The sequence below is a fragment of the Klenkia terrae genome (assembly GCF_900491935.1).
Taxonomy (GTDB): Bacteria; Actinomycetota; Actinomycetes; order Mycobacteriales; family Geodermatophilaceae; genus Klenkia; species Klenkia terrae.
This window is the reverse complement of sequence record NZ_UEXK01000022.1, coordinates 1-2,489: the sequence shown is the minus strand read 5'-3', so window position 1 is coordinate 2,489 and position 2,489 is coordinate 1. Positions and strand designations below refer to the sequence as shown.

Genomic DNA, 2,489 nt, shown 5'->3' with positions numbered 1-2,489 from the left:
CCCACAGGTGCTCGCGCGCGCCGCCCCATATGTGTATAAGAGCCGCCCGCTGCCCGCCCCCCCCGCGGCGCCCCGCCCCCCCCCCCGACGGCGGCGAGCGGGCCGTCGGGTCCTGGCAGGCCGGCGAGCCCGCCGAGGGCCTGGCCCACTACGGCCGCCGCTACGACGACCTCGCCACCGAGGTCGGCCTGCTGGAGGCCCGGCTGCGGGCCAACACCGGCAACCCGGCCGAGATCCGCGCGAAGGCGCAGGCGCTGGCCGAGCAGGTGCCCACCGCCGACGTCGTGGGCGACCTGCCGGCGCTGGCCTCCCGGCTGGGGACGATCCTCGAGGCCTCCGAGGCCGCGGCCGCCGTGGCGCGGGCCGAGAAGGCCAAGGCCCGGGTCGAGCAGATCGCCCGCAAGGAGGCCCTCGCGGCCGAGGCCGAGACCATCGCCGCGGACTCCACGCAGTGGAAGGCCGCCGGCGACCGGCTCAAGGCGATCGTCGAGGAGTGGAAGACGATCAAGGGCATCGACCGGAAGACCGACGAGGCGCTGTGGACCCGGTTCGCCGCGGCCCGCGACGCGTTCGGCCGCCGGCGGGGTTCGCACTTCGCCGCCCTCGACGTGCAGCGCTCGGAGTCCCGGGCGGCCAAGAGCGAGCTGATCGCCGAGGCCGAGAAGCTCGCCACCTCCACCGAGTGGGGCCCGACGTCGGCGGCCATGCGCGGGCTGATGGACCGGTGGAAGGCCGTGCCCCGGGTGGGCCGGGACACCGACGACGACCTCTGGAAGAAGTTCCGCGCCGCGCAGGACGTCTTCTTCGCCGCCCGCACGGAGTCGGACAAGGCCCGCAACTCCGAGCAGAAGGGCAACCAGGAGAAGAAGGAGGCCCTGCTCGCCGAGGCCGAGAAGATCGACCCGACCCGGGACCTGCGCGGTGCGCAGAACGCGCTGCGCAAGATCCAGGAGCGCTACGACGCGATCGGCCACGTGCCGCGCGAGGTCATGCGCAGCCTGGAGGACCGGATGCAGGCCGTCGAGGAGAAGGTGCGCGGCGCCGCGGACTCCGGGCGTCCGCGGGCCGTCGCGGAGAACCCGATGCTCACGTCGCTGCGCCAGGCGGCCGAGAAGGCCGCCGACCAGCTGGCCAAGGCCAAGGCCGCCGGTGACGCCAAGCGGATCAGCGAGGCCGAGGCCAACCTGGCCAGCCGGCAGGAGTTCCTGGCCGCGGCCGAGAAGGCCGGCTCCTCCCGCCGCTGAGTCAGGCGGCACGCAGGTCCTCCGGGTCGGTCAGCACGGCCCGGAGGACCTGCGGCTCGGTGTTCGCCACCACGGCCTGCAGCACCAGCTCGGCCATGGACGTCGGCTCGCAGACCAGCGACCGCTCCAGCGCCGCGACGGCGAGCACCCCGGCCCCGCGCAGCCAGGCGGACAGGCCCAGCAGCAGGGCGGGGACGGCGGCCAGCTCGTCGGGCAGCCGGGCGTTGAGGTCGGCCCACAGCGCCTCCGCGGCGGCGAGCAGGTCGTCGTCGTCCCCGGCGGTGAGCGCCAGCGCCCGGTCGCGGACCGGTACCAGCGTCAGCGCGACGCCCGCTCGGGCCAGCGCGTCGTCGCCGAGCTGCGTCCGGCTGCCCGGGGCGCAGGCGGCCACCGCGCGCCGGACCGCGGCCCAGCCCTCGTCGACCAGCTCCTCGAGCGACGCCCCGCGGGCGATCCGCACGTCGAGGGCGGCGTCGGCCCGGCGGCACACGTGCGCGAGCTCCGCCGAGGTGGGCCGGGTCGGCCAGGCGCGGGCGACCACGGCGTCCCGGTCGGGGTCGACCACCTCGCCCCGCAGCGCAGCGATGCCCGTGAGGCGGGAGGTGTCCGGGTCCAGCGGGGTGCCGGGCCCGGCGCCGGTGGCCGGGACGACGTCGGGGTAGCTCCACCACCGGCCGTTCCGGACCAGGACGGCGTCCACCGTCTGCGCGCCCAGCGCCGAGAGCTCCTCGATCACCGCGTGCACCAGGGACCGCCGGGGCAGGTCGGGCACCGTGGGCCGGTCGAGGACGTCGGTGCGCGGCGGGGTGCCCCGCCGGGGATCGGGTCGGACGAGCACCACCTGGTCGTCGGGGTCCTCCGACACGACGAAGACCAGTGCACCCCAGGGCCGCAGCGCCTCTGCCCGGGCGACGACCTGGCGGGCGACCTCGGCGTCGTGCTCGGCGGGCAGCAGGTCCAGCCGCAGCGTCAGGCTCATCCGGCGGTCCGGGCGGTCACCCCCGCCCAGGAAGAGCAGCACCAGTGACTCCACCGGCGGGAACCCCAGCAGCTCGGGCAACGCCGCGGCGAACTCCGCCGGCCCGGCGCCGGCGCCGCCCTCCCCGCCCCGGCGGTGGCCGCCCCCGGGGGGTGCTCGCCCCTCTACACAACCGCCGGCGCCGCCGCGAGCCCCGCGGGCTGTGTGCGGGGGCGCCGGGCGCTGCAGTTAGAAGTGGCTCAGAGGGGCGCGGCAGCCGTCACGCG

The 2,489-nt window shown here is 76.9% G+C and carries 2 protein-coding genes; one reads left to right on the top strand and one right to left on the bottom strand.

Annotation, left to right across the window (positions count from 1 at the left end):
- Window positions 1-1,244: DUF349 domain-containing protein (locus LFA75_RS23730; protein WP_225236177.1), on the top strand; the 1,244-nt coding region annotated here is incomplete at its 5' end.
- A 1-nt stretch (window position 1,245) separates the two neighbouring features.
- On the opposite strand, the gene LFA75_RS23725 is transcribed toward LFA75_RS23730, so the two are convergent.
- Complete coding sequence (locus LFA75_RS23725) at window positions 1,246-2,451, bottom strand: DUF4192 domain-containing protein (RefSeq protein ID WP_225236178.1); 1,206 nt, start codon at window positions 2,449-2,451, stop codon at window positions 1,246-1,248.
- Window positions 2,452-2,489 lie beyond the last annotated feature (38 nt).